Annotated in this window: 15 protein-coding genes; 9 read left to right on the forward strand and 6 right to left on the reverse strand. The window is 47.6% G+C overall.

The annotated features are described in order from the left end of the window. Nucleotides 1-65: 65 nt before the first annotated feature. The 4 genes from K6T99_04055 to K6T99_04070 all read left to right on the forward strand — a co-directional run bounded on the left by K6T99_04055 (nt 66) and on the right by K6T99_04070 (nt 3736). Complete coding sequence (locus K6T99_04055) at nt 66-977, forward strand: glycoside hydrolase family 130 protein (GenBank protein MCL6518980.1); 912 nt, start codon at nt 66-68, stop codon at nt 975-977. Nucleotides 978-1026: 49 nt separating this feature from the next. Continuing rightward, entirely contained in the window at nt 1027-1833 is an 807-nt protein-coding gene (locus tag K6T99_04060; GenBank protein MCL6518981.1) for an FKBP-type peptidyl-prolyl cis-trans isomerase, read from the forward strand. Nucleotides 1834-1928: 95 nt separating this feature from the next. Further along, nucleotides 1929-2858, forward strand: coding sequence for a hypothetical protein (locus K6T99_04065; protein MCL6518982.1), 930 nt, complete (start codon nt 1929-1931; stop codon nt 2856-2858). Then, nucleotides 2855-3736, forward strand: coding sequence for a DUF362 domain-containing protein (locus K6T99_04070; protein MCL6518983.1), 882 nt, complete (start codon nt 2855-2857; stop codon nt 3734-3736). Before K6T99_04065 ends, K6T99_04070 begins: the two co-directional genes overlap by 4 nt. Before the next feature lie 139 nt (nt 3737-3875). Here K6T99_04070 and K6T99_04075 read toward each other — a convergent pair whose 3' ends face one another. Then, entirely contained in the window at nt 3876-7304 is a 3429-nt protein-coding gene (locus tag K6T99_04075; GenBank protein ID MCL6518984.1) for a hypothetical protein, read from the reverse strand. A gap of 165 nt (nt 7305-7469) precedes the next feature. On the opposite strand from K6T99_04075, the gene K6T99_04080 reads away from it, so the two are divergent. The 5 genes from K6T99_04080 to holA all read left to right on the forward strand — a co-directional run bounded on the left by K6T99_04080 (nt 7470) and on the right by holA (nt 14891). Beyond that, nucleotides 7470-8897 (forward strand): hypothetical protein, encoded by a 1428-nt coding sequence (locus K6T99_04080; GenBank protein MCL6518985.1) that lies wholly within the window; start codon nt 7470-7472, stop codon nt 8895-8897. Between the two features lie 185 nt (nt 8898-9082). Further along, complete coding sequence (rhaI, locus tag K6T99_04085) at nt 9083-10321, forward strand: L-rhamnose isomerase (GenBank protein MCL6518986.1); 1239 nt, start codon at nt 9083-9085, stop codon at nt 10319-10321. A gap of 134 nt (nt 10322-10455) precedes the next feature. Beyond that, nucleotides 10456-11661 carry a DUF58 domain-containing protein gene (locus tag K6T99_04090; protein MCL6518987.1) on the forward strand — a complete coding sequence of 402 codons (1206 nt, stop codon included), beginning with the start codon at nt 10456-10458 and terminating at the stop codon, nt 11659-11661. 4 nt (nt 11662-11665) lie between these two features. Beyond that, nucleotides 11666-13774, forward strand: a complete 2109-nt coding sequence (locus K6T99_04095) for a DUF3488 and transglutaminase-like domain-containing protein (GenBank protein MCL6518988.1) — start codon at nt 11666-11668, stop codon at nt 13772-13774. Next, nucleotides 13767-14891, forward strand: a complete 1125-nt coding sequence (holA, locus tag K6T99_04100; protein MCL6518989.1) for a DNA polymerase III subunit delta — start codon at nt 13767-13769, stop codon at nt 14889-14891. Before K6T99_04095 ends, holA begins: the two co-directional genes overlap by 8 nt. Nucleotides 14892-14898: 7 nt before the next feature. Here holA and K6T99_04105 read toward each other — a convergent pair whose 3' ends face one another. The 5 genes from K6T99_04105 to K6T99_04125 all read right to left on the reverse strand — a co-directional run bounded on the left by K6T99_04105 (nt 14899) and on the right by K6T99_04125 (nt 22413). Further along, entirely contained in the window at nt 14899-15396 is a 498-nt protein-coding gene (locus tag K6T99_04105) for a hypothetical protein (protein MCL6518990.1), read from the reverse strand. A gap of 204 nt (nt 15397-15600) precedes the next feature. Further along, nucleotides 15601-15846 (reverse strand): helix-turn-helix transcriptional regulator, encoded by a 246-nt coding sequence (locus tag K6T99_04110; GenBank protein ID MCL6518991.1) that lies wholly within the window; start codon nt 15844-15846, stop codon nt 15601-15603. A gap of 607 nt (nt 15847-16453) precedes the next feature. After that, nucleotides 16454-19072, reverse strand: a complete 2619-nt coding sequence (locus K6T99_04115; protein MCL6518992.1) for a glycoside hydrolase family 78 protein — start codon at nt 19070-19072, stop codon at nt 16454-16456. Nucleotides 19073-19171: 99 nt separating this feature from the next. Next, nucleotides 19172-21118, reverse strand: coding sequence for an ATP-dependent DNA helicase (locus K6T99_04120; protein MCL6518993.1), 1947 nt, complete (start codon nt 21116-21118; stop codon nt 19172-19174). Between the two features lie 143 nt (nt 21119-21261). Further along, a complete protein-coding gene (locus K6T99_04125; protein MCL6518994.1) occupies nt 21262-22413 on the reverse strand; it encodes a zf-HC2 domain-containing protein in 1152 nt (383 codons plus the stop codon). Nucleotides 22414-22546: the final 133 nt, after the last annotated feature.

Raw genomic sequence — 22546 nt, forward strand, 5'->3', positions numbered from 1 at the left:
CTTAAAGTAGTTGTCAAATTCCCAGCCAATGGGTTTTTAGAAGTTTAATTAAAAGAGGGCTAGACATGACAGAAATCATAAGGCGATATTCAAACAATCCAATTATTACCCCGGCGATGATTCCTGGCGCGAATGCAGTATTCAACAGTGCAGTACACAAGTTTGGAGACCGATATGTTGCCGTGCTTCGAGTTGAGAATAGGCAGGGTTATCAAACCATGCGTCTTGCATGGAGTGATGATGGTATTCACTTTGATATAGAGCCCGAGCCGATTCTCATGCCGACGGAGGAGCCGTTCCTTACGTATGAGGAAGCAATATACGATCCTCGAATCACAAAGATTGATGACACATACTATATTTGCTATGCTGCCGAAAACCGCTATGGCTGCCAAGTTTCCGTAAGCAAGACGAAGGATTTTCGAACATTCGAGAAAGTTGCGATTGCATCCGAGCCTACGAACCGAAACATGGTGCTTTTTCCAGAGAAAATTAATGGGCTATATGTGCGTTTGGATAGACCTTTCCAACCTGGAGGTCAAGGGCACATATGGATATCTTATTCGCCCGATTTAGTCTACTGGGGAAGGTCGCAGTGCATAATGGAAAGCCGCCGTTTTGCTTGGGACCAAGGGAAAATTGGGCCGGGTGCGCCGCCGATAAAAACTAACGAAGGCTGGTTGGTTATTTACCATGGCACGGCTCCTCGTTGCAATGGTCTAATCTACAGGGTAGGCTTGGCACTTCTTGATCTCGAAGATCCTTCAAAAGTTATCGCAAGGGGGAAGGAATACTTAATGGCACCCACGGAGCTTTATGAACGAGTGGGGGATGTGCCAAATGTTGTGTTTGTTACGTCGGCTGTTCCGGATTACGAAAAGGATGAAGTGCGTCTTTATTATGGCGCTGCTGATACGGTTTTCTGCATGGCGGTGGCAAAAATAAGAGATTTGATAGAGTTCGCTCGCACGAAATAGTTATGCTTGCCTTAGATACCGATTGGTGTTATCATTTTCATGAATTCAAATGCTCATAATTGACGGTTTGTGGAAAGGAAGGCGCTTGATGAAGCTGGCAGTGTTTCTTACTTTAGCCGCCGCGGTGGCGGCAGTAACAGTGGGCTGCGGTGGTTCTGGTACTGGGGGGTTTATAACGACGTCATCTGGCATCCAGTACTGCGACGTGCGAGTTGGCAGGGGGATGCCTCCACTCAAGGGTGAGGTGTGTGTTTTTCATTATGCAGGATGGCTCCAAAACGGGGTCAAGTTCGACAGCTCCTATGACAGAAATGAACCGTTTGAATTTACGCTTGGAGGCGGCGAGGTAATTCAGGGATGGGAAGAGCTGGCAAGCACAATGCGTGTTGGAGGCAAACGCAGGGCTTATATCCCACCAGAGCTAGCATATGGTTCTAGGGGCAATCCACCTTTGATACCTGGCAATGCAACTTTGTATTTTGAGATGGAACTGCTTGAGATACGCACGCCAGATGAAGTAACGACTGAATCTGGCCTTAAGTATGCTAATCTTTATGTGGGCGACGGAAACCTTGTGCAAAACGGTAGTAATGTTTTGATACATTATTCCCTTTGGCTTTCGGACGGCACCAAGTTGGAAAGCACTTATGATACCGATTCGCCAATTTCATTCGTCATTGGAAATGGAGAGGTTATAAAGGGATTGGAAGAAGGCCTAATCGGGATGCGCTCTGGCGGTAGGCGTAAACTAACAGTTCCTCCTAGCTTAGCTTATGGGGAGCAAGGTAATCCTCAAAAAAATATTCCACCGAACGCTACGCTAGTCTATGAAGTGGAAGTAATAGGCGTGCATTAATTATTTCCAGGTGTGATGCCCGAGTGCAAAGCACTCAATTTAAAGTGTTATTTATAAGCTTTTTGATAAAGGCATCGGGGATTGGTGATCCTTTGTTGCGCAAAATAACCTCGGCATCGTATTGCAAGATACTCGCAATATTTACGTCAATGATCCTCTTCATAGTCCTGACTGGTGTTGGGAGAGGTGATGAACCATTGGTGGAGAACCTCATTCCGAATGAAATTAATGGGTGGAAGGCTGAAACACCTGATGGGATATACGATCGTAAGACACTTTTTGACTACATAGATGGTGGAGCGGAGGTATACCTTGCGTATGGCTTCCAAAAAATGCTTGCAAGGCGCTTTGTGAAGGAGAATGAGCCGTCGATTACCCTTGACATTTTCGACATGGGCTCGCCGGAAGATGCATTTGGGGTATATAGCTTTGAACAGGATGGTAAAAGCGTCGGAATTGGGAACGATTCAGAATATGCTGCTGGCCTTCTTTGCTTCTGGAAAGGTAAGTATTTTGTTAGCATCCTGGCGGATAAGGAGTCTCCTGATGTAAGAGAAGCCGTTATGGCGCTTGGTAGAATAGTTGCGTCAAATATTCAGCTCGTGGGGTCCAAACCTGAGGTTGTTTCGCTTTTGCCACCATTGAATCTTATCAAAACTAGCGTTCGCTATTTCCATAAGAAATCTGGACTGGATTACCACTACTTCCTTGCTGATAAAAACATCCTCAATTTAGATGAAGATACTGATGTTGTTCTCGCAGAATATGCGGAAAAGAAAGGGAAATCAAAGCTCCTTGTTGTTCGGTATCCGGATGAGGATAGTTCCGTTGCAGCCTATAGAAGCTTTGTTAAGGCATACATGCCCGAAGCACAGGATACAGGGATATTAAAAACTGAGGATGGCAAATGGGTGGCGGTCAAGCGTTGCGGTCAGTATCTATTGGCTATATTCGAAGCTCCGACGCGTGAGAGGGCATCCGAACTTATAGCGGCAGTGAAAATGCGATGGGAGAGAGTCAAATGACCGAAAAAAGTGGAGTCATTACCCGACGCGATTTCATTCGGGGGGCGGCGACAGCTGCTTTTGCTGCGGCTGTTGGTTTCCCGATTGAGGCACAATCCGCGGAGAAGCGTGCGAGAGTTGTGCTAATCCGAGATGCTGGCGTGCTTGATAGTGAAGGCAAGATAAACATCTCGGTTTTTGGCCGAATGCTTGACCAGGCAGTTGCAAAACTTCTTGGCAAACCCAATGCTGCATCTGCATGGAAATCAATTGTCAAGCCAAGCGACTTCGTTGGAATCAAGACAAACGTGTGGAATCGGTTCCCAACTCCGCCTGAAGTGAACGAAATTCTTATGAAGCGCGTTATTGCCGCTGGTGTTTCGGAAGATAGGGTGTTTTGTGATGATAGGGGGTCGCGCGACAAGTTTGAGCAGGCAACTGCTCTTATTAACGTCCGTCCAGCCCGCGCCCATACGATGGCGGGTATGGGCGGATGCATCAAGAATTACATAATTTTGAGCGGCAACCCAGCGTCATATCACGCGGACGCGTGCGCAGATCTTGCCAAAGTTTGGAATCTTCCCATTGTTAAAGGCAAGACGCGTCTAAACATCCTTCTTCTGCTAAATCCTCTCTTCTATTGCAAAGGTCCTCAGGCGTACGATCCGAGATATGTTTGGCCATATAAAGGGCTTGCAGTTTCACTTGACCCCGTGGCGGTTGACAGTGTTGCTACACATATTCTGCGCGCAAAGAGGATTGCCTTCTTTGGCGAAGATAAGCCGATAACGCCTACCAAGCACATTGCCGTTGCCGATGAGCGCTATCATCTTGGAGTCGCCGACCTCAACCGCATTGAACTTATTAAGTTGGGTTGGAGGAAGGATGCGCTGATTTAGAGTCTCGTGTATTCAAAAGTTACTTTGGTTTCCATAGTCCCCAAAAATTAGTGACTTCCAATTAAAAGGCAGACTTTTCAGAAATGAAAGTCTGCCTTTTTAGGGTGTCCCAAGACTTTGCCAAAGTCCCTGCTGCAAGTTAGGGCATAAGTGTCAGTCTAAACTTTTCCCCAAAGGGTGTTCGATTGGCGGCTTTGAAGGAAAAGGTAATCTCCGTTTGGTTTTTCTGCGCAAATGGAATACTAAACGTTATGTTTCCCGATTCTAGGTGGCCAACATCTCGCTTTATAGGCACCATTTCGCCACCGCCCGCTAGCGTACAGGTGATGTAGACACCACCCTGGCGGCCCTTTGCATTGGCGGGAGCTATTAGCTTGGCTTCTCCAAGGTTTGTGAACTGAATTTTGAATTCAATTTGCTTGTTTTTTGAGATGGGAACCGTATCACCCGGCTGGAGCAAGACCCATTTACCGTTAGCATCTTTTACTTCTACTGTATCAAAAGCGGCATCAAGGTATTTTGGTGGATTATTTCCTTTGCAGGGGGTGTTTCCAACGGCTATCAGCGGGCAGTTGGTGGAGTCCGTTCCTGTGCCTTCTGTTCGAAGAGCAGGGACATGGCCATTCTCGATTGCTTGCCAAAACAGTTCTTTTACCTCGTCATACACTCCCGCAATACCATCTGGATATTTGTCACGGTCAACAGTTATCCAAAAATCGGGTTTTTTCGCTGATGGTGCGCTTATGAACTTTGGTGCATATTCACGGATGACTCTTGTTACCGGCCGGTCGCTCCCGTCGGGATTAATGATACCAAAATCGCTATTCTCGCCATATCGAAAGCCACCGGGATACCACCACGAGAAGATGCCGTCGGCACAGCTCTTTATGAGCATTTCGTAGAAAGCCTTGTAGTGTTTTGCTTGGAAGTCAAGCCGTATTGGGGACGTCTGCATTCTGCCCATTTCCCAAGTACTGCATCCCTGTTCTGCCCAAATCATCGGAAGTTGTGGGGCCCAAAGTCTTGCCCATTCGCGCTGGAACCATCCTGGCTTGGCTGCTTCCCATTCGCCAATGCGGCCGTATGCCTCGGGAGCAAGAAAATCCACGGCGCCGGCAAGATAGGGAAAGTCATACGGGATGCGGCCTTCCCAGCGGAAAGTAGGGTTCGCCGCCTCTGCCATGCGGAAACTTATAAGATGGTTTGGATCAACGCTTCTGACGAGCCGCCTTGCCGCGCTATATTTTTTGTAAAGGAGGGTATCAAGGAAACGTCTATATGCGGCTGTCATTCGATTCCATGGGCCGCTCGAGTCTATCTGGTGAGGCAAGGGATTTGTGACTTTACCATTTTTGTCGCGGGGGACGGCGAAGCCCCAATCATTCTCGGCATTTTCAATGCTTCCATAACGTTCGATAATCCACTTTTCCCATTCGCCATCCCATATAACGCGGTCACGTTGATGACCAAAAGATGGCTCCCATGCAAGGTCATAGGCGAAAATTGTGTCGTTGTCCATTAGGCGTGCGTTCTTGATAATTTCACCGATTTGTGGCCATAGGAAGTTCATTGGTGTGCCGGGTCTAAGTGCTAGATTAGCTTTGAGGCCTAGCTTTTCAAGCCGTCGAAGCAGGTCATTGAGGTTCTGGGCTTTTTCGTACCCAGAGTACACGAAGATGCTAACAGCGTTATAACCTAGGTCTTTAATATGCTCGATGTCGCGTTGAAAAACTTCTGGGTCATATGAGCGAGCGCTTAGATAATGCTCGAAGTAGTTGCCGTCTTCGATTCCGATTCCCGAAGATGGCATGTAGTTTACCCCACAGGGACGCCATCGTTTCCCATCGAGCATGAATTCGCCATTTTTTATTGTAACAAAGTGCTTTTCCTTCTTTGGTTTCCATACGCCCACTTCGTGGGTTACGCGGTCAATTTCCTTAGAGCCCTGGAAGAGTGCCGCTTCAGCGATTAGCCCGGCTTTTGGCCATTCTGGGCTTTCCCAAACAGTTTCTTTTTTCGCTATGGTGCTGTTCCCGGCGACCGTGAGCGGCCACTCATGGGAATAGAGCACCTCCCCTGAGCGCTGGTCCATTAGCTTCACATGCCCAACCAGGTCATTCCGATGTTCGTTACTGAGGTTCACTACATTGAAGCCTACTTTAATTTGTTGATCCTCGAAATAAGTGTAAAAATTTGTGCCGCCATCGAGGAAAAAGATACCATCGTGCATTTTCTCGGCTATTTGTCGGATTACCCGCCGCACTTCTGGCTGCTTATACCAGTTCGTATCGCCAATTCCAAACGAAGCCCAAACCCCGCCTTTGAACGGCCCTGAAGCATGCACCATCATTGTGACAGGGTTGCCCCGCCATTCGCCTTCAGCAGTTCGTGCCTCAAGGATGGGAATCCATCGCCAATCACGCCCTTTGTCGAAGCCGCCACCTTTCGGCCTGGGATGCGGTGAGCGGATGGAAGAGGGCAGAGGAATTGTTGTAGGTGGAACAATTACTTGGTCTTTACGAACAACAATGCTTGCAACTTCGGTTGAGTCAAACAGTTTGTAGCTTGGGGAAAGAGTATCGAGTGCAGGGGGTTCTATTGCGTTTAGAAGTTCCTGGTATTCAGGCGTCATTTTCGCTGTGCCAAATGGCCCAACCCAATACTCAAACCGCCCAGTTCCTATGGCGGATGTATGTGTTTGCGCCAGTCCGACGCTCATGGCAACTGCATTCTCGGGGTTGAAGTGGTCTCCTCGGCCGCCCCGGTTTGGTACACTTATCCAGAACTTGAAGTCCTCTGGGGTCAGCACGTACTGCCGCCATTCTGGAGTCAGGGCGACGGTGGCAATCCACCTTGAGCCATCTTTTTCGTCCCACTCGATTGCAAGCTGGGTTGTTCTTTCATCACCTTTCGCTGAGAAGACTGTGAGTGTGTGACCTTCTGGGAAAGGCTTATCTAGGGAACGGTTGCCAAAAGTGTCGTAGGATTTAAGATTGGAAACTATTATGTGTAGCGAACGTTGTCCTGCGGCTGGCCCTTCGGCGACTGTTTCGGTAATGGTTTGTGCCTCCATTGTATCGCTAGATCTTGTCCAGTCTGCTATGTCTTTTGGGGTGAAATTGAAAATTACGTTCTCAGGAAGTTTTCCAGCGCTTTCGCGTTGATACGCTTCGCGCGTGAGCCAACGTCCACCTAAGTTAATGAGCGCTTTCTGCCACATTGGCGTGTTTAAAGCAATTATGTCTCCACCTTCCTTTAAATACGCCTCGATTGATGAAGTTGACTTTGCAGGGAGGGTTGATGCGTCTGGGATGACAAGGAGATCGAAATTGCTGATTGAAAGCCTTTGTCGGTCGCACAATTCACGGCCGTCTATATGTGTAACAAGATAACCTGCTGCTTTAATTTCATTCGCAAGTGCTTCGATTAACGCTGAGTCTTCGTTTGGCAAGCCGTTTCTGAACAATGCAGCTGTATACTCACGTGTGCATTCGGCATTTTGTATTCCAAACAGCATTCCGAACGCCAAAACCGCTGCCATAAAAAGCGTTTTCTGCAAGTCGAACATTTTCTGAGCCTCCAAGAAAATTGCAAAATCTAGAGAATATTTCAACATTCCTAAAAGTTATCCTTTTGAAGGAGATGTGCTATTTTAAAGAGAACAAAAGAATACATCGAGTCTGATTCCAAACAAGCGCTTGAAGTTGATAATTCAGCAGGGAGGAAAAAACTTATGGAAAATCAGTGCAAATGCATGATGACACGCCGAAGGTTTATTCAGGCTGCGGGGGGTGCTGCGGCTTGTTGGACGCTTCTGCCGTTAGCTGAGTCATTTGTTTCGGCTGACCCTCTGAGTAGGACGCCAATTTTCCCAAAGGCGAAGGCAAAGGTTGCTCTTGTCTTCACCCATATTGCATCTGGCAGTCCCACTTGGCCCATGAAAGATTATGACTATGAGGGGCGAGCCAAAGAGCTTTCAGACAAGCTGATAAAGGGCTGCCCTGGGATAGATTTTACCATCAGGCATGCGCGAAATAGTGCGGAAGCGCAGACGATAATAAACGAACTGACCGATATCGACGGCTTCGCAGTGTATCTGCTTGGTATATGGCCCCATGCGGTAGTTCCAATCCTTCACAGTGGGAAGCCAGTTGTTATGATAGACGATCTTTTTGCAGGCTCGGGCGAGATGCTGATTCATACTGGCGGCGGAAACCGAGAGAATTTGCCTTTCATTAGCATAAGCTCGTCAAACTTTAACGACGTGATTGAGGGCGTCAGGCTTTTCGAGGTGATAAGTTCGCTTAAGCAATCCAGGATTCTTGATGTGGTGGACTATGACATTAGTGGCTGGGCGGCAGCAGAGAAAAACATTGGTCCTAAGGTTATCAAGCTTTCTTTTCAAGAATTAGCTGAGTATTACAACAAGGCTGACGAGGCAGAAGCAAATCAGTGGGCTGACTATTGGATTAAAAATGCGAAAAAAGTTGTGGAGCCGACTCGAAAAGATATCGTGGATGGTGCAAAAATGTATTTAGCGCTGTGTCGCGCTTGCGCAGAAAGGCGCTGTGATGCAGTAAGCATGGACTGCTTGGGTGGGTTCTATAGTGGAAAGATAACGGCATATCCGTGTCTATCATTCTTCCAGATGAACAACGATGGGGGCACCGGTGTTTGTGAAGGTGACATAAACTCCACTTGTACTCAGCTTATGATGCGGTATCTAACAGGGCGGCCAGGATATGTTTCCGACCCGGTGATTGATACTGCCACGAGCGAGATTATTTATGCCCATTGTGTTTCAACCAATCGAGTTTTTGGCCCCAAGGGGAAAGCGAATCCTTATATTATTCGTTCACACCGAGAGGATGATAAAGGTGCGGCAGTCCAATCACTAATGCCGGCGGGCGAACCTGTGACTACACTTGAAATTGATGTGCGCGGCAAGCGGATGGTCATTCACACAGGCGTTACTACGCGAAATATTGATGAACCTAAGGCATGCCGCACGAAGTTGGCGGCAAGGGCTAATGTTGAAACAATACTCAATAATTGGGATGTTGGTTGGCATCGGGTAACAGTCTATGGTGATTGGCGAAAAAAGTGCATTCAACTTGCACGTCTCCTCGGAATTACAGTGAAGGAGGAAGACAAAGCGTAGTTTGATAAAACTGCAGAGATGATAGGTGAGATTCACTTCAACTATTGTCTGAACATATGCCAACCGACGAAAATGAGCTCGATTCTCGCCGCTTTGATAAGGCAATATGTGGCATGTGTTTAAGTTTGCTTGTTTCCTTTTTTTGCACGGTTGGAGAGATAAAAGGGAGGTAAAAAGGTACAAAGATGGCTGACAATTATCGAGCGAAATATGAACTTTTAGCTGAAGAGTTGATAAGCCGCGGCCTTGATATCGAAAAGATAAAGGCACGATTAAAGAACCAGAAGATTGAAACCCCATCGTGGGGGTATTCGAATGCCGGGACGCGATTTGGCACATTCAGGCAGGATGGTGCGGCGGTAACGATTGAAGAAAAGATCGCCGATGCGGCGCAGGTGCATAAATATACTGGTGTTGCACCAACTGTTGCTGTTCATGTACTTTGGGACTTTCCGCATGGCCTTGCGGATGCTCGAGGGCTGGCATCGTACGCTGAGTCATTGGGCGTGAAAATCGGAGCAATCAACCCAAATGTGTTCCAAGATCAGGTGTATGCATTCGGCAGTATTACAAGTGCTAATCCAAACATTCGGAAACGGGCCGTTGACCATATTCTCGATTCGATTGAAATTGGGAAAGAGCTTGGTTCTGAGGTGTTGTCCCTGTGGTTTGCTGATGGGACAGACTATCCTGGTGAGGGCGACTTCCGCAAGCGTAAGGCATGGGCGCATGAATGCTTTCGTGTTGTTTATGATGCCATGCCTGAGAATATGCGCATGCTAATTGAGTACAAGCCTTTCGAGCCAGCGTTCTATCATACAGACATTGCCGATTGGGGAATGTCTTACGTTTTTTGCAAGGCAGCAGGTCCGAGGGCACACGTACTTGTAGACCTCGGCCATCATCTTCAAGGTGCGAACATTGAGCACATAGTAGCGTTTCTGCTGAACGAGGAGCGCCTGGGCGGTTTCCATTTCAACAACAGAAAGTATTCAGATGATGATCTTACTGTTGGCTCCATAAATCCATATGAGTTGTTCCTCATTTACAATGAGCTAGTTAAGGCGGAGGATAATCCTAACAACAATCCACCTATTGCGTTTATGGTTGACCAATGCCACATAAAAAAAGCCAAGATTGACGCAATGATTCAAACGGTTGAGCATATCCAAACGAGCTACGCCAAGGCTTTATGCATAAATCGAGAAAAGCTTGCGCAAGCCCAGGAGAAAAATGACATCGTCACCGCCGAATCCTGCCTCATCGAGGCATTCAACACCGACGTCCAGCCGCTTCTCAAGGTTGTTCGCGAAGAAATGGGTCTCGACCCTAATCCGCTGGAGGCGTTTCGCGCGTCCGGCTACTGGGAAAAAGTCTCCAAAGAGCGTGCGGGACGATTAGGCGGTGGTGGACTCGGCGTGTAGCAGGATTAGGAGAGCGAGAGGTGTATTAGAATATGGTCTCTTAAGCAACGTTTTCATGATGCAATTTATCGCCTTGCTCGGCGGCCTTCTTTTGCGTTACAATTAGCTTGGGTAAATACCCCAAGGGTAATTCAATGGCAAGAATAAAGCTCAGCGCGGTATTTATCTCCTCGCTGTCTATTCTCGCAGTTGCTGCTGTTTTGAACATATGGCAGCTATATTTTATGTCTGCCACCCTCGGAATGCTTCCGATAGTTTCGTATCTACTCGGGCGCATTTCAGCAAGGGGGTTGAAATGTACAAGGGAATGCCCTGAGTACGTCTCCGAGGGTGAACCTATTTTGGTTTCCCTAAGGCTTGAAGGGGGGCAGATGCTCGTTGGTCCGGTAGAAGTCCACGATTCATTTCCCCAATGGTTTGAATTGGCGTCCAGGGAAAATGTTGTTGAGTGGCATGATGAGGTGCTGGTAATCTCTTATAGGACGGTGCCGAAAAAGCGGGGAAAATACCGCGTTGGGCCCGTGATTGTTCGCACGACTGACCCACTCGGATTTTTTACATTCACAAGCCGCTATCCTTTGTTTTCCAATATGATCGTTTATCCGTCACCTCTGCGCATCTCCGAACTAGATTCGAGGCTTGGCGGAGAATTTGCAGAGCAGCAGTTCGAGGGTTCTGGCGCAAAGGGGAGCGGTGTGGATTTCCATGGCGTTAGGGATTTCAGTGCGGGTGATGAACTGAGGCGGGTTCACTGGAAATCAACTGCTCGCCATGGGAAGCTTAATGTTGTCGAGTTTGAACATGCCCTAGGGCATAATGCTGTAATTGTAATTGACCTAGAGCAGGGCATAGAGATAGGCGAACCACCTTTTACATCGCTGGAGTACGCCGCAAAATTAGCTGCGGGGATTGCAGAGCAGGCAGTTATGCGGGGAAGTAGTGTACGGCTCATATATCCAGGGATTACTGGAAGTGCAGCATTGCCTGGGGTTGGGCTTGACCAGTACTACGCGATTTTGGAGGCTCTTGCAGGAATGAAAGCAGACAAGTGTCAGTCCCTATGTGACATGTTATTGCAAGAGTCAGATTCGATCGAGAGAAATGCAGTTGTGATATGCTTGTCGTCTCGAATCGAAGAGAAAATGGCAGATTGTGCGGAGATTCTAGGTGGCCGATCTATAAAGATCTTTTTTGTTTTTTTGAAGATGGCATCAGTTTTATTAGGGGCGCATGAAGAGATATTGATTTCTAATTTGGCTTCCGCTGGGGCGTCTATTGCAGTTGTAGAATGTTCAGATAAAGAGCTAATGGCTAGGCTAAATTATCAATATGTGGGCTGAAAGAGTGCAGAATGAGGCTTTAAATAGAATACCGCTATATGTGGCAGCTTTCGGTGCGGCTTTGGTTGGGGTAGCTTCGTTAAGCATTGCAGTGAACGATAGTCGTTTCGCAGGCATAATATTTGGCCTACTAGCCACCGGGTTCGCCACGAGTTGGGGGACACGCGCAGGTCTTATCAAGAAGCAGCTTATGGAGAAGGCTATCTTGCTTATGCTTGGTGTGATACTAGCTGCAATGTACTTTATGCCCGACCTGAGGTACGAGTTCCTGCCAGCGAGCGGTCTTACTTCTCTGGACAGCTTGATGGTTTCATTGCTGGCCTGGATGATGGTAATTTACAGCTTCAATCTGCGTTCGGACAGGGCGGTGTTATTTATATGTGTCCCTGTGCTTAGCCTTGTGGGGCTAATCGGAACTTTCGGCGTTAGTGCTGAGGTCCTCACTTTCTTTGTCATGTTTGTGTGCTTTGCTGCCTTCGCCCTCGTTGAGCAAAATGCCCTCTCGGCGCAGGAAGGAAGCGTGGTCAGGTCGCATTCAAGGAGGGTTGTCCACGCGCTTGTTGCAGGCAAAGTTGTGATTTGTGCAATTTTAATGGGTTTGCTAGCAGGGCAGGTTGTTTTCTGGGGCACCGGCGGCAAGATAACAGGTTTTTTTGTTGGTCGCCAGCAATTCTTGGCGGCAGAGTCCTTAGTCGGAGGCGATTTCATGCCTGTGTGTACCGGCCCTGTTGCACTTGGTGATGAGGAAGTGATGACTGTGCAGTGTGAAGAAGGTTTTCTTTGGCGCTCGCAAGTATATGATACTTACACAGGGCGGGGCTGGGTAAACACTATATATGAATGGGAACAAAACCTAATTCCCAAAACACGATGGGTGGCACTTGGCTTCCAAAAAGGCCATAAAGTACCTCTTAATGGATATGCTATTCCCTGGGATGCTAATCGCTTAGGTATGCGCACAAGAGTAAGAGAAGTTCAGCAGACTTTTCGTTCGTTAGGAACGCCGATGGTTTTGGTCTATGGGGCTGCAGAACCAGTGTTTGTGGCGTTCCAGAGGCCTGTTGGACTGCGGCGGGTTGGTGGTTCTTTACGGACAAGCCGTCCTTACGGAACTAAGAATCGATATATTGTAATTTCATCAGTGAGTACTGCGACTAGGGCAGAGCTTGAAAACGCCGGGACTGATTATCCTGAATTCATCGCAGACCGTTACTGTGATGTCCCGCCGTCTTGTTGGCAAATCCAAAGGATTACCGATAAAGTTACCTCAGGGTTGACGAATCCCTATGAGAAAGTAATAGCGATTAAGGATTTTCTTGAGAAAGAGTACGTCTACGATGCCGCGGCACCGGCGGCGCCACCCCAGGAAGATGTAGTTACCTATTTTTTGTTGAAATCCCGCCGCGGCTATTGTGATGTTTTTGCAAGTGCAATGGCAATAATGTGTAGGCAAGCAGGCGTGCCCGCACGTGTTGTGAGCGGATTTGCCACAGGTGTTTATCACGAGGAGGACGGCCTATTCCATGTCCAGCAGAAGGACCGTCATGCATGGACGGAAGTGTATTTCCCAAATTACGGATGGATTGCATTTGATTTGGCCCCTGCTGAGGGCAGCCCTGGTCTGCTAGTACGTATTTCCAAGCTTTTGGCAAGAGCATATAGGGCGGTAACTGCTGGTGGTTTCGCCGTGGCGGCAATGCTCGTGTTGGCGGCCCTTGCGTTATATTTGGTCAAGGTTCGAATAATAGACCGGAGGAGAAATGAACCTCAATGGGTGGCTGACTTAAAAGTATCCCGCAGCCGTGCAGTTCAAAACTATAAGAGGATGTGTCGCATGCTTGCAGGCATTGGGTATCCTAGATTGCCTGCATTAACGCCGTTGGAGTATGCGGCGGAGCTGTCTGCTGTTTTGCCGACAGAGTTAAGCCGTATGCTGCCGACTATAGAAGCGATTACATCTGATTTTATGGAGGTACGGTATGGAAGGCGCGACCTCCCTGAAAGTCAAATTAATGAAAGTGCTGCTCTTCTAGAAGATTTTGCTCGGGCAATAAGAGGATTTTGGATGAAACGTCTGCGAAAAGTATGCGTTCGGAGATTAGTCAATGAATAATATAGCTAATGGTCAGGCAAAGGATAGGGTTTGTCTTTTTACCGGTGAAGTTGACGCCCGCAGGTATGAAGCTGTTGATGCACTTATCAGTCGTTTTGTTGATCCTGCTTTTGCAGAATTTGACCTTGAATATATCGATGCGGAGACATCATCTGCATCAGAAATCCTTTCTGCTGTTTCAACGGTTCCATTTGCTTCAGAGAGGAAAGTTGTCGTTGTTCAGGATGTTGACTGCTTAGGTGCGGATGAACAGCTCAAAATTGCTAATTTTCTTCCAAAGTTAAGTGCGAGGAGTTGTCTGATACTTCTAACTTCGGAAAAGGCGGTTACAGTAAAGCCAAAGAGCCAGGCAAAGGAAAAAGCTTCAACGGGTGCAGATGGCGAAGAGGAGGCTCCGAGAAAGGGGCTTCAGCCGAAGCTTCGGTCGGCAGTCGCCAAATATGGAACCATTGTTCATGCTGAAAAATTAAAAGGGGAGGCTCTTCGAAGGGCAGTTGTTGCAGAGGCACACAAGCACGGAAAGGATATTCAGCAGGCGGCAGCGGAGGCTCTTGCGTACTCAATAGAAGGGAGCTTGGCGCTAATGCAACGTGAGATTGAGAAGCTTGCTATTTATATTGGCGATCGAAAGACTATCATGCTCGCCGATGTCGAACGTTTGACACCAAGGCCACCTGAAGATAGGATTTTTCCAATGATTGATGCGATTGGAGCAGGTAAGAAGGCGCAGGCGATTAAGCTCCTCCAGGAGACTCTTATGGCAAGCGCAAGACCCGAGGAAGAGGTCATGCGAATTTTAGCGATGCTAGCTCGGCACTTTCGCTTACTTTATCAGATGGCGTATTTGAGGCAAATTGGCTTGGACCCTTTCTCCAAGGTGCCCGACGACGTTGCAGATATGTTGCCTAAGGAGCATAACATCTTGGAAACCGCAGAATATGCAAGGAGGGCAATGGCGGCGCAGTTGCGGTTTTTTACTATGCCTCAAATCATGAAGTGCTTGAAGCAGGTTCTTGCAACTGAGCTGGTAACAAAAGGCGTTGAGGGAGAAGCTAGCTCCCGCCGGTTGAACCTCGAAATCCTCATAATGAGGCTTTGCGATCGAGAAAGGTGTTAAGGGCTCCTTAGTCTGACTGGGGCAAGTATTTTATAAATTTCCCACTATTGGGTGTCGTCTCAATATACAGCGCGTCGTAGGGTTGAGAATCTCCTTGCCTGTAGTAGATGACGTGATCGTCCGTGTAGTCTCCTGTGGTTATCACATTGACTGATACCGGTCCGCCCGACGCTATCCAAGTTTTTCCTTGATAGGTGAAAGATGTCGGTAGCCCAGGTGGTAAGACTGCTTCGCCTTGTGGTTGAGTTGGCGTTTGTGGCTGAGCGGTTTCTGGGGACGGTTGCTGAGGAGGTATTTCCGCAGGCGGTGGCGTTGGTGGTTGGACTTCCTTTTTTATGAAGTCCTCAGGTCGGCCAGTTTTGACTTTTGGCCCGGTTACGACAATTGTTTTAGGCGGGCGACTAGAAGCGGCTGAGATAAGTGTTAGGACGAGGAGGATACTGGCAATTCCCAGTGCGAACCAAATCCAGTTATGCGTGCGATTGGTTTTATCAGTAGTAGCCATACGCACCCCTTATGTTTAGTAGCGCTTTTGAATTTCAATTCATTAATACCCAAAGAGGTGCGTTTGCAATCACGGGCATGCAATGGCACAATTTTACCTGCTCGTTACCCCCAGCAGACACGATTGGTTCGGCGGTAACGAACCTTCTCAAAGAGGCTAAGTGTATCAAAATATTGTATTTTATAGATTCTTGATTACCGCTTGTTATGTTGGAGACAAAACCCCCAGCTCTGCTGCGCGCCGGAGTGCCTGAATTCGATTCGAAACACCCAGCTTTTCATAAATTTTTGCTAGATGAAAGTCCACAGTGCGTTTGCTTAGGTAGAGGATCTCGGCAACCTCTCCGCTTGACTTACCTTCGAGGATCAAGTTCAAGACTTCGATCTCCCGCGCGGTCAAAGAGGGCGTCTCCCTGCGGTCAGAAGAAGGTATGGATAAGGTGGTGGCCATCCTTCAGCTCCCCTTTCCGCTTAACCTCTTGGCTCCAAAGAGCCGGGCTTTGCTATTGCCGGTATCTCGTTGTATTCGGCTTTGTATTTAGCAGTAGATATAAACTACAACGATATCCGGTCCCTGAGATCACCTGCTCTGCGTCAGGTTTTTATTTATGCCTGCGTCTTCGATTTCTGTTTAGCTCTGAATCAAAGAGCGGCTTTGCCGCCCGGTACTATGTAAAAGCAATTGATGGCTTTGATTGGGGTGTGCTATATCTTCTTTGTTCAAGTGCGATTTTATTAAAAGTTCGCCTTATTGTCAACTTTCGAACATAAAACTGGTAAAATTACCAGGTGTGTAAAGATTATATATACTACAGTCAATTGGTACCTCATATATCCTGGCACTAATGCCTGTTTATTGATGATTTATTGATAATGGCACATGTTCTGCAACAATTTTAGATAGCGCAACTCTTCTCCTTCCAGGCTTGATTTAGGATCCTCATGATCCAACCCGTCCAGCAGGCGCTGGCGGGTTTTCTTTTTTATATTTTTCAAAGAAAATTGGGCAATGGTTGGGTAATTTTTATTTGAATACTTATTCTTTTTGCCAATTAGCATTAATTGTTAAAGGCGACAGTTAGCTCATATTTTCCAGATTGTTCGATTGTTAAATAGGCTCTACCACAACGGAGTCCAGAAAAGGAGATACCTGCAGGCAGAAGTTGACTTCCGTTTACTAATACTTTTGGTGTCTTGCTATCGTCAGGCAGCGGCAGGCTAACATCCGCCTTCATTCCCTTGGGAATCTTAATTGCAATTCGAAAAGCATCCTTGTTATTTTTCCAATCAACTTCAACGTCGCCTAGAGGTGTTGGTACACACCCCTTTGCCCAATCTAGGCTGCCAGCGTTTGGGGCAATGGACACTCGGCGAAACCCTGGTTTGGCTGGGCTTATTCCTAATATATACTTGGACAGATGTGAGGTTGGGGCGGAAGACCACCCGTGGCATAGTGAATTTGAATTATGCCAATTCTCCCAAAGTGTGGTTGAGCCCCAGTCGAGCATTTTGCCCCAGTTGGTCTCGATGAAGTCGAGTGCTTCACTGTGCATGTTGTTTTCGAAAAGCGCTTCGAGGAAGAAGTAGGAGAAGAATGGGCCGCCAGGTATTATGCCGCTTGATGTATCAAGAGCCTTCGCAAGTATCGCCTTACGGACTTCAACGGGGGCGATTCCATAGACAGCGGCGAGGCCGTTCGGCATCTGGCTAAGTTCGCTTGAGAAAGTTTTGTCCTTCTCTGAGTAGTATTCAGCATACATCCCTCTAGAGTAATCAAAGAGCCTTGAGTTAATTGCTAATTTTACTTCCTCAGCCCGAGTGGAAAGTTTAGTTGCTGTTTCATTATCTCCAACTAACTTCGCAAGCTCAGAGGCATCTAAGAGCGCCTTGTAATATAGGCAGTTCTGCGCTGTAATAGTGCCCTTGAGCTGGCCAGCGGTCCAATCAATAAAGTTCCAATGCGGTAAGTCGGTTAGCAGGCCAAAGGCATCCTTTTGTGCTTCAAACCAGCCAATTAGTTTTTTTACTTTGGGGAAGATTTCGGCAACAAGGGTTCTGTCGCCAGTATACATGTAGTAGTCTTGGATTGACATAATCCAATAGAGACAAAAAGCCGGGATTGGGTTATCAAACGTTCCTGGCCAAAAACACATTGTTATGCCATTTGGCTTTTGTGATTGGCCTATTTGCTTAATACCCTTTCGGATAAGATAAGTATCGCCAAATACGTAATAATTGGTCATCGCCTCGACTCGGGCATCGCCCCACCATTGTGTGCGTTCTCGCCAAGGGCAGTCAGTGTAGGCGTCTTCCATATTGAGCTGAACTGTGTACGCGCCCACCCTCCATATTTCGTTCAGTCGTTCGTTTGAGCATTCGAAGTATCCGCGCCATTTAACCGGATAGGTGGAGAAATTCACGCTAATGGATTCGATAACTACTGGGCCTGGGCAGTCGCGAAAGTCAAGCTGCATATACCTAAATGCACGTTTATCGAAAGTCTCCCAAGTTTGGCGATTGGGCTTCATTCGGTATCTATCTGCGTAATGGACGCCGCTACGATGGGGGTCGACCTTTCCTTCGGTAAGCAGTTCGCCGTATCCGATATCTATTACACCCCCGCTCGATGCGAGGATATTGATTCGGGGGTAGCCTGTGATTTCGCGGCCAAAGTCAAGAACGATATATACTGCTTTTCCGGCCTTGCGTTCTTTTTCTGGGAGTGGATAAACAGTGCATACGCCTAGCTTTGAATTTGTTGCCGAAAACGCAGGCAAAGTCTTTCCCCTAGGGTCCAAAGGTTGAGAATGTAGGATATCTTCAATATTTGGCCGCCTGATGAGCGCTTGTGGGTTTGTGACCAGTATGGCTGTGTTTTGTGCCTTTTTTCTAACTTCATGGCTCATCAATGCGGCTATTGAGGCCTTATCGTCATAGGGGTTATCGTTTGGAGATGGCTCAGCAGTGCCTATTTCATAGATTGCCGTTGGGAATATCTCCTGTTCATACATCTGGGGGATTTCGCTCGGCACAAGCATGGGCCATGGGTCCATACCCGATGGGCCGATTACCTTTGCCTTCTCCCAGTTTGAATCATCGAAGCAGACTTCAGTCCATCCATCGGGGGCAAGATTTGCATCGTAAACTTCGTTGAATCCCAACTGCACGTCCATTCGCGGTAGATCGCGGAACCAGGCTTTGGCTGGCAACACCCGCCAAGATTCGTCGGATGCGAGCGTAAGCTTCTTACATTTGCTAGAGTTGGCATCTGTGTAAAAAATTGACCCGTCAAAGATGAAGCCGCCTCGCCCGAGTATGTAGAAGAATGTTCCTGTGCCGTAGTGATGAACCAAAGCAGCAATTACATTCTTGCCGGATGTTAGGTAAGGTGAAAGGTCATAAGTGTCATAGTACTGCCATCGAGGGTCAGACCGCGCAGGGCCGCGCCCAACGAACCGGCCATTTACGTAGAGCTTGTAGCGGCTGTCAGCGCAAATCCGCACGGGTGCGGTGACAGCGTTTCCAGGCAAGTTGAATGTCTTTCGAACATACAAGTAGTAGTTGACCGGCTTGTCCTCGCCTGAGTCCCATATCCATTTGCCTTTCCAGCTTCCAGCGGCAGGGCGGACGCTGAAGATTAGGCAGAGAACGGCGCAAAGGATGATGATTCTGCACATTGTAGTCAGTTTAAGGGTTAAGCTGAACTGGTTATTTTTCCTTCTTAAGAAGCAGTGTTTGGTTATTTTCGACTTTAAATGCAGAGTGGTGTTTGATTTTTATGCTCGGCGTCCGATGACTTTGGCGAAGAACGCTTCTACATCCTCGATCGAGTGTGTTATGGGAGAAGGCGGGAGGTATTTGAGGAATTCTTTGCCGTAATGTTTTTTCACGAGCCGGGAGTCGAGTATTGCCACTACCCCTCGGTCATCTTTCTTGCGAATTAAGCGGCCAAAGCCCTGCTTTAAACGTATTTGTGCTTGTGGCATCGCATATTCTCTGAACCAGTCGCGGCCAGCAGCCTTTATTGAATTTATACGCGCGCGGTTGAGGGGATTATCCGGTACACCAAATGGTAACTTGTCAATCACTACGCAGCTTAGAGCCTCGCCGCGAATATCAACGCCCTCCCAGAAGCTGTGAACGCCGAAGAGACAGGCATTGTTGAGCCTAAGAAATTCCTGGACGAGCTGTTCGTTTGGCATATCACCTTGCTTCAAGAGGACGTAGGGCAACCTTGTTAAAAGCCGTTCATACACGGCGTTCATCATTCGGTAAGAGGTGAACAGCAGGAACGCTCTGCCGCCGGAGGCATGCACAATGTGCTCGATTTCGTCTGCGATCTTGTCTGCATATTCAGGGCTTTCAGATGGAAAATCTAGGTGTTTTGGAATGTAGAGCAGTGACTGATTGCGAAAGTCAAATGGCGAATCTTCGATAATCTCCACGCAATCTGGAATTCCAAGCCTTGCCTTGATATAGTCAAACCTTCCTGAATTTGAAAGAGTTGCAGAGGTTAAGACAGCAGTATCTACTTGTTTCCAAAGAGAGTGGTAGAGCAGGTCTGCGACGCTTAATGGGGAGTAACGAAGGTAACAATTTGCAAGTTTGCCGCTTGAGGCTTTCTCTCCCCATTTGAAGTAGCCGTCTTCCGTACCAAAGAACAGCAGTTTAAGTTCCTCGCTAATGCGAGTGCACATTCGCTTAAGGCCGTTTAGGCGGTCCTCAAGTTCCTGGCGGCCTTCTGTCTCTTGTTCGGACAGCTCTCGATTTAGCCCGTCAAGCATTGTGGTAAGAATGCTCACAACATTTTCGATTTCATCTTGTGATTGTTCGCGGTAGATGTCCTCAAAAAAGAATTCTTGTTTTTGATAATTGATGAATATGCCGAAAAAGTCTTGGTTGAGTTTCTCAATTGTTTGGATGCGTTTTGGATCAAGCGATATGCCTTTGGTTCGGCGAATTTTATTAAGGAAGCTTGGTATTCGCCAGTTGCTAAACTCGATGCCAAAAACTTTTGTTGCGACATCCTCAAGGTGGTGTGCTTCGTCGAATATTACGACTTTATAATCAGGTAACACACCTGCATTTGGGTCCGTCATTCGGATTGCTAGGTCGCTAAAAAATAGGGAGTGGTTGGTAATAACGATATCTGCTTCTGAGGCTGCCTTCCGTGCCTTATAGTAGAAGCATTTGTGGTAAAACCTGCATTCCTGGCGGTGGCATGTGTCCTGGTCGGAGCAGATTTCTTCCCATTCTGGGAATGCAAAGTCTAGTTCGGCGACATCACCTGTTTGTGTTTCCTTTGCCCATTCCCTTATACGTTCAAAAAACGGATTGCTTGTCAGTAAGAGCTGGGGGGTTTCGGCGTCAAGGTTATTTAAGCACAAGTAGTTGGTGCGTCCTTTCATTATTACTGCGGTGAAAGGCATTTGGGGAATCGCGTTCTGGACGAAAGGAATGTCTTTGTTCATAAGCTGGGCTTGCAGATAGAGGGTATGGCTGGAGATGATAACCTTATTGCCGTTTAATGCGTGCTCGGCGGCTGGGATAATATATGCCATGCTTTTCCCGACACCAGTGCCAGCTTCAGCAAGGCAGTGTCTTTTCGTTTTCAAGGCATTTTGGATTGCAATTGCGACTTTGATTTGCTGAAGCCGATGCTCGTAGCCAGGCATATTTTGCGAAATTGGCCCCCCGGGGCCTAGAAGGTCTTTTAAGTCCATTGAGTTCAACTCGAACACCTGTTCTGATGCGATAATTATACTTTTTTCGCGGTGCCTGGGCAAGTAAAATGCCAGAAATTGTAAGCAAAAGGGCCCCGGATTATTATTCCGAGGCCCTTTGTTTTTTGCTTATTTCTTATCAATCAGCTGGTTGAGATATTCTCTAAGTCCTTATCTACGTGAATTGCGTTGTCAAACCATCGCCACGTGAGACCCACCGGTAACAAAGTCTTTCGAAGGGCGTCCTCAAGGGTTTGGGTGCCGGAATCAAGTGCAGGCGGGGTCTGCTTTAGTTGGGCGTTGGCAATTATCATAACCCCATAATCCTGGGATATTCTGTCTAATATTGAGTAGAGGTTGCCGCTTGTTCTATCGAAATCGACGTCAGTAGATAGGCCTAGGACCCCTGGTGCACTTTCGCTTGGCTTCTTGGTAGGGATGAAGATAATCTGAGCGAAGTGCCTTTTTCTAAATGTCCAGGTTACGAGTAGCTTATCGGCTCCTGTTCTTTGTGCTGAGCGGTAAACTGGCCAAGGAAGTACACAGTCCTTTCCGTATACTACATCACCTTTCCAGATGAGCTTGGCGTCTTCAAGGTTTTCCACGTCAATGTAGTCCCGTCGGTCGGACCTATCTGGAATCAGATATACTTCAGCGGCAATTCTTGCTGTGGCTTCTCGAACAAGGGCATCGGTATTGATGCTGAGCATAATTTGGTAGAGTATTTGCTCTTTGCTAACATCAATTGGCGGAGCAGTAATCCAAAGTGTATTGCTGTACAGCTTTCGATTTTTCCACTGCTCGCGCATTGCGTTCTCGTGAGCAGAGAGAAGTGAGGCTTCCGCCAGGGATGTTGGCTGTGTCTGCGTGCCAGTATACTGTTCGGCAATGATTTCCTGGGAATTGCCTCCCGCTCTTATATTCTCAATAGTGCTTGGCACCTTAAGGAGTAGGAAGGCAAGAGCAACTCCTGCGCATGCAATTGCGATTGCACGTGCGGGTACCAGACGAGCGAGCATATAACTCCACGTGAGGCCAAAAGTGCCTTGCTTTGCGCGCATTGCCTTTTCATGCTCTGCGCGGGCAATTCGCATCACGATGTCGTGTCGAAGGTTGTAGGGTGGCTCCACTTCAGGCAGGGTTCCCAGCACAGCCCATGTTCGTTTGAAGGCTTCAAAGCTTTGACTACAATCTGGACATCCCTCGATGTGATTGCGCATGGCGGCCATGAGGGAATAGTCCATGCAGCCTTCTAAATAATCCGAAAACAGCTCTTTAGCTTCTCCACATTTCATGTCGTTATCCTATTCTGTGCCTGGGTGCCCTCTAATGCACAACGCGGACCGAGTCCGAAGGTCGTTTGCACCTGGCCTCGTAATTGCGCCGCTCTTTTCTTTCCAGAGGTATAGTGCTTTTCTTTAGTTTTCA

The sequence above is a fragment of the Armatimonadota bacterium genome (assembly GCA_023511795.1).
GTDB lineage: Bacteria > Armatimonadota > UBA5829 > DTJY01 > DTJY01 > JAIMAU01.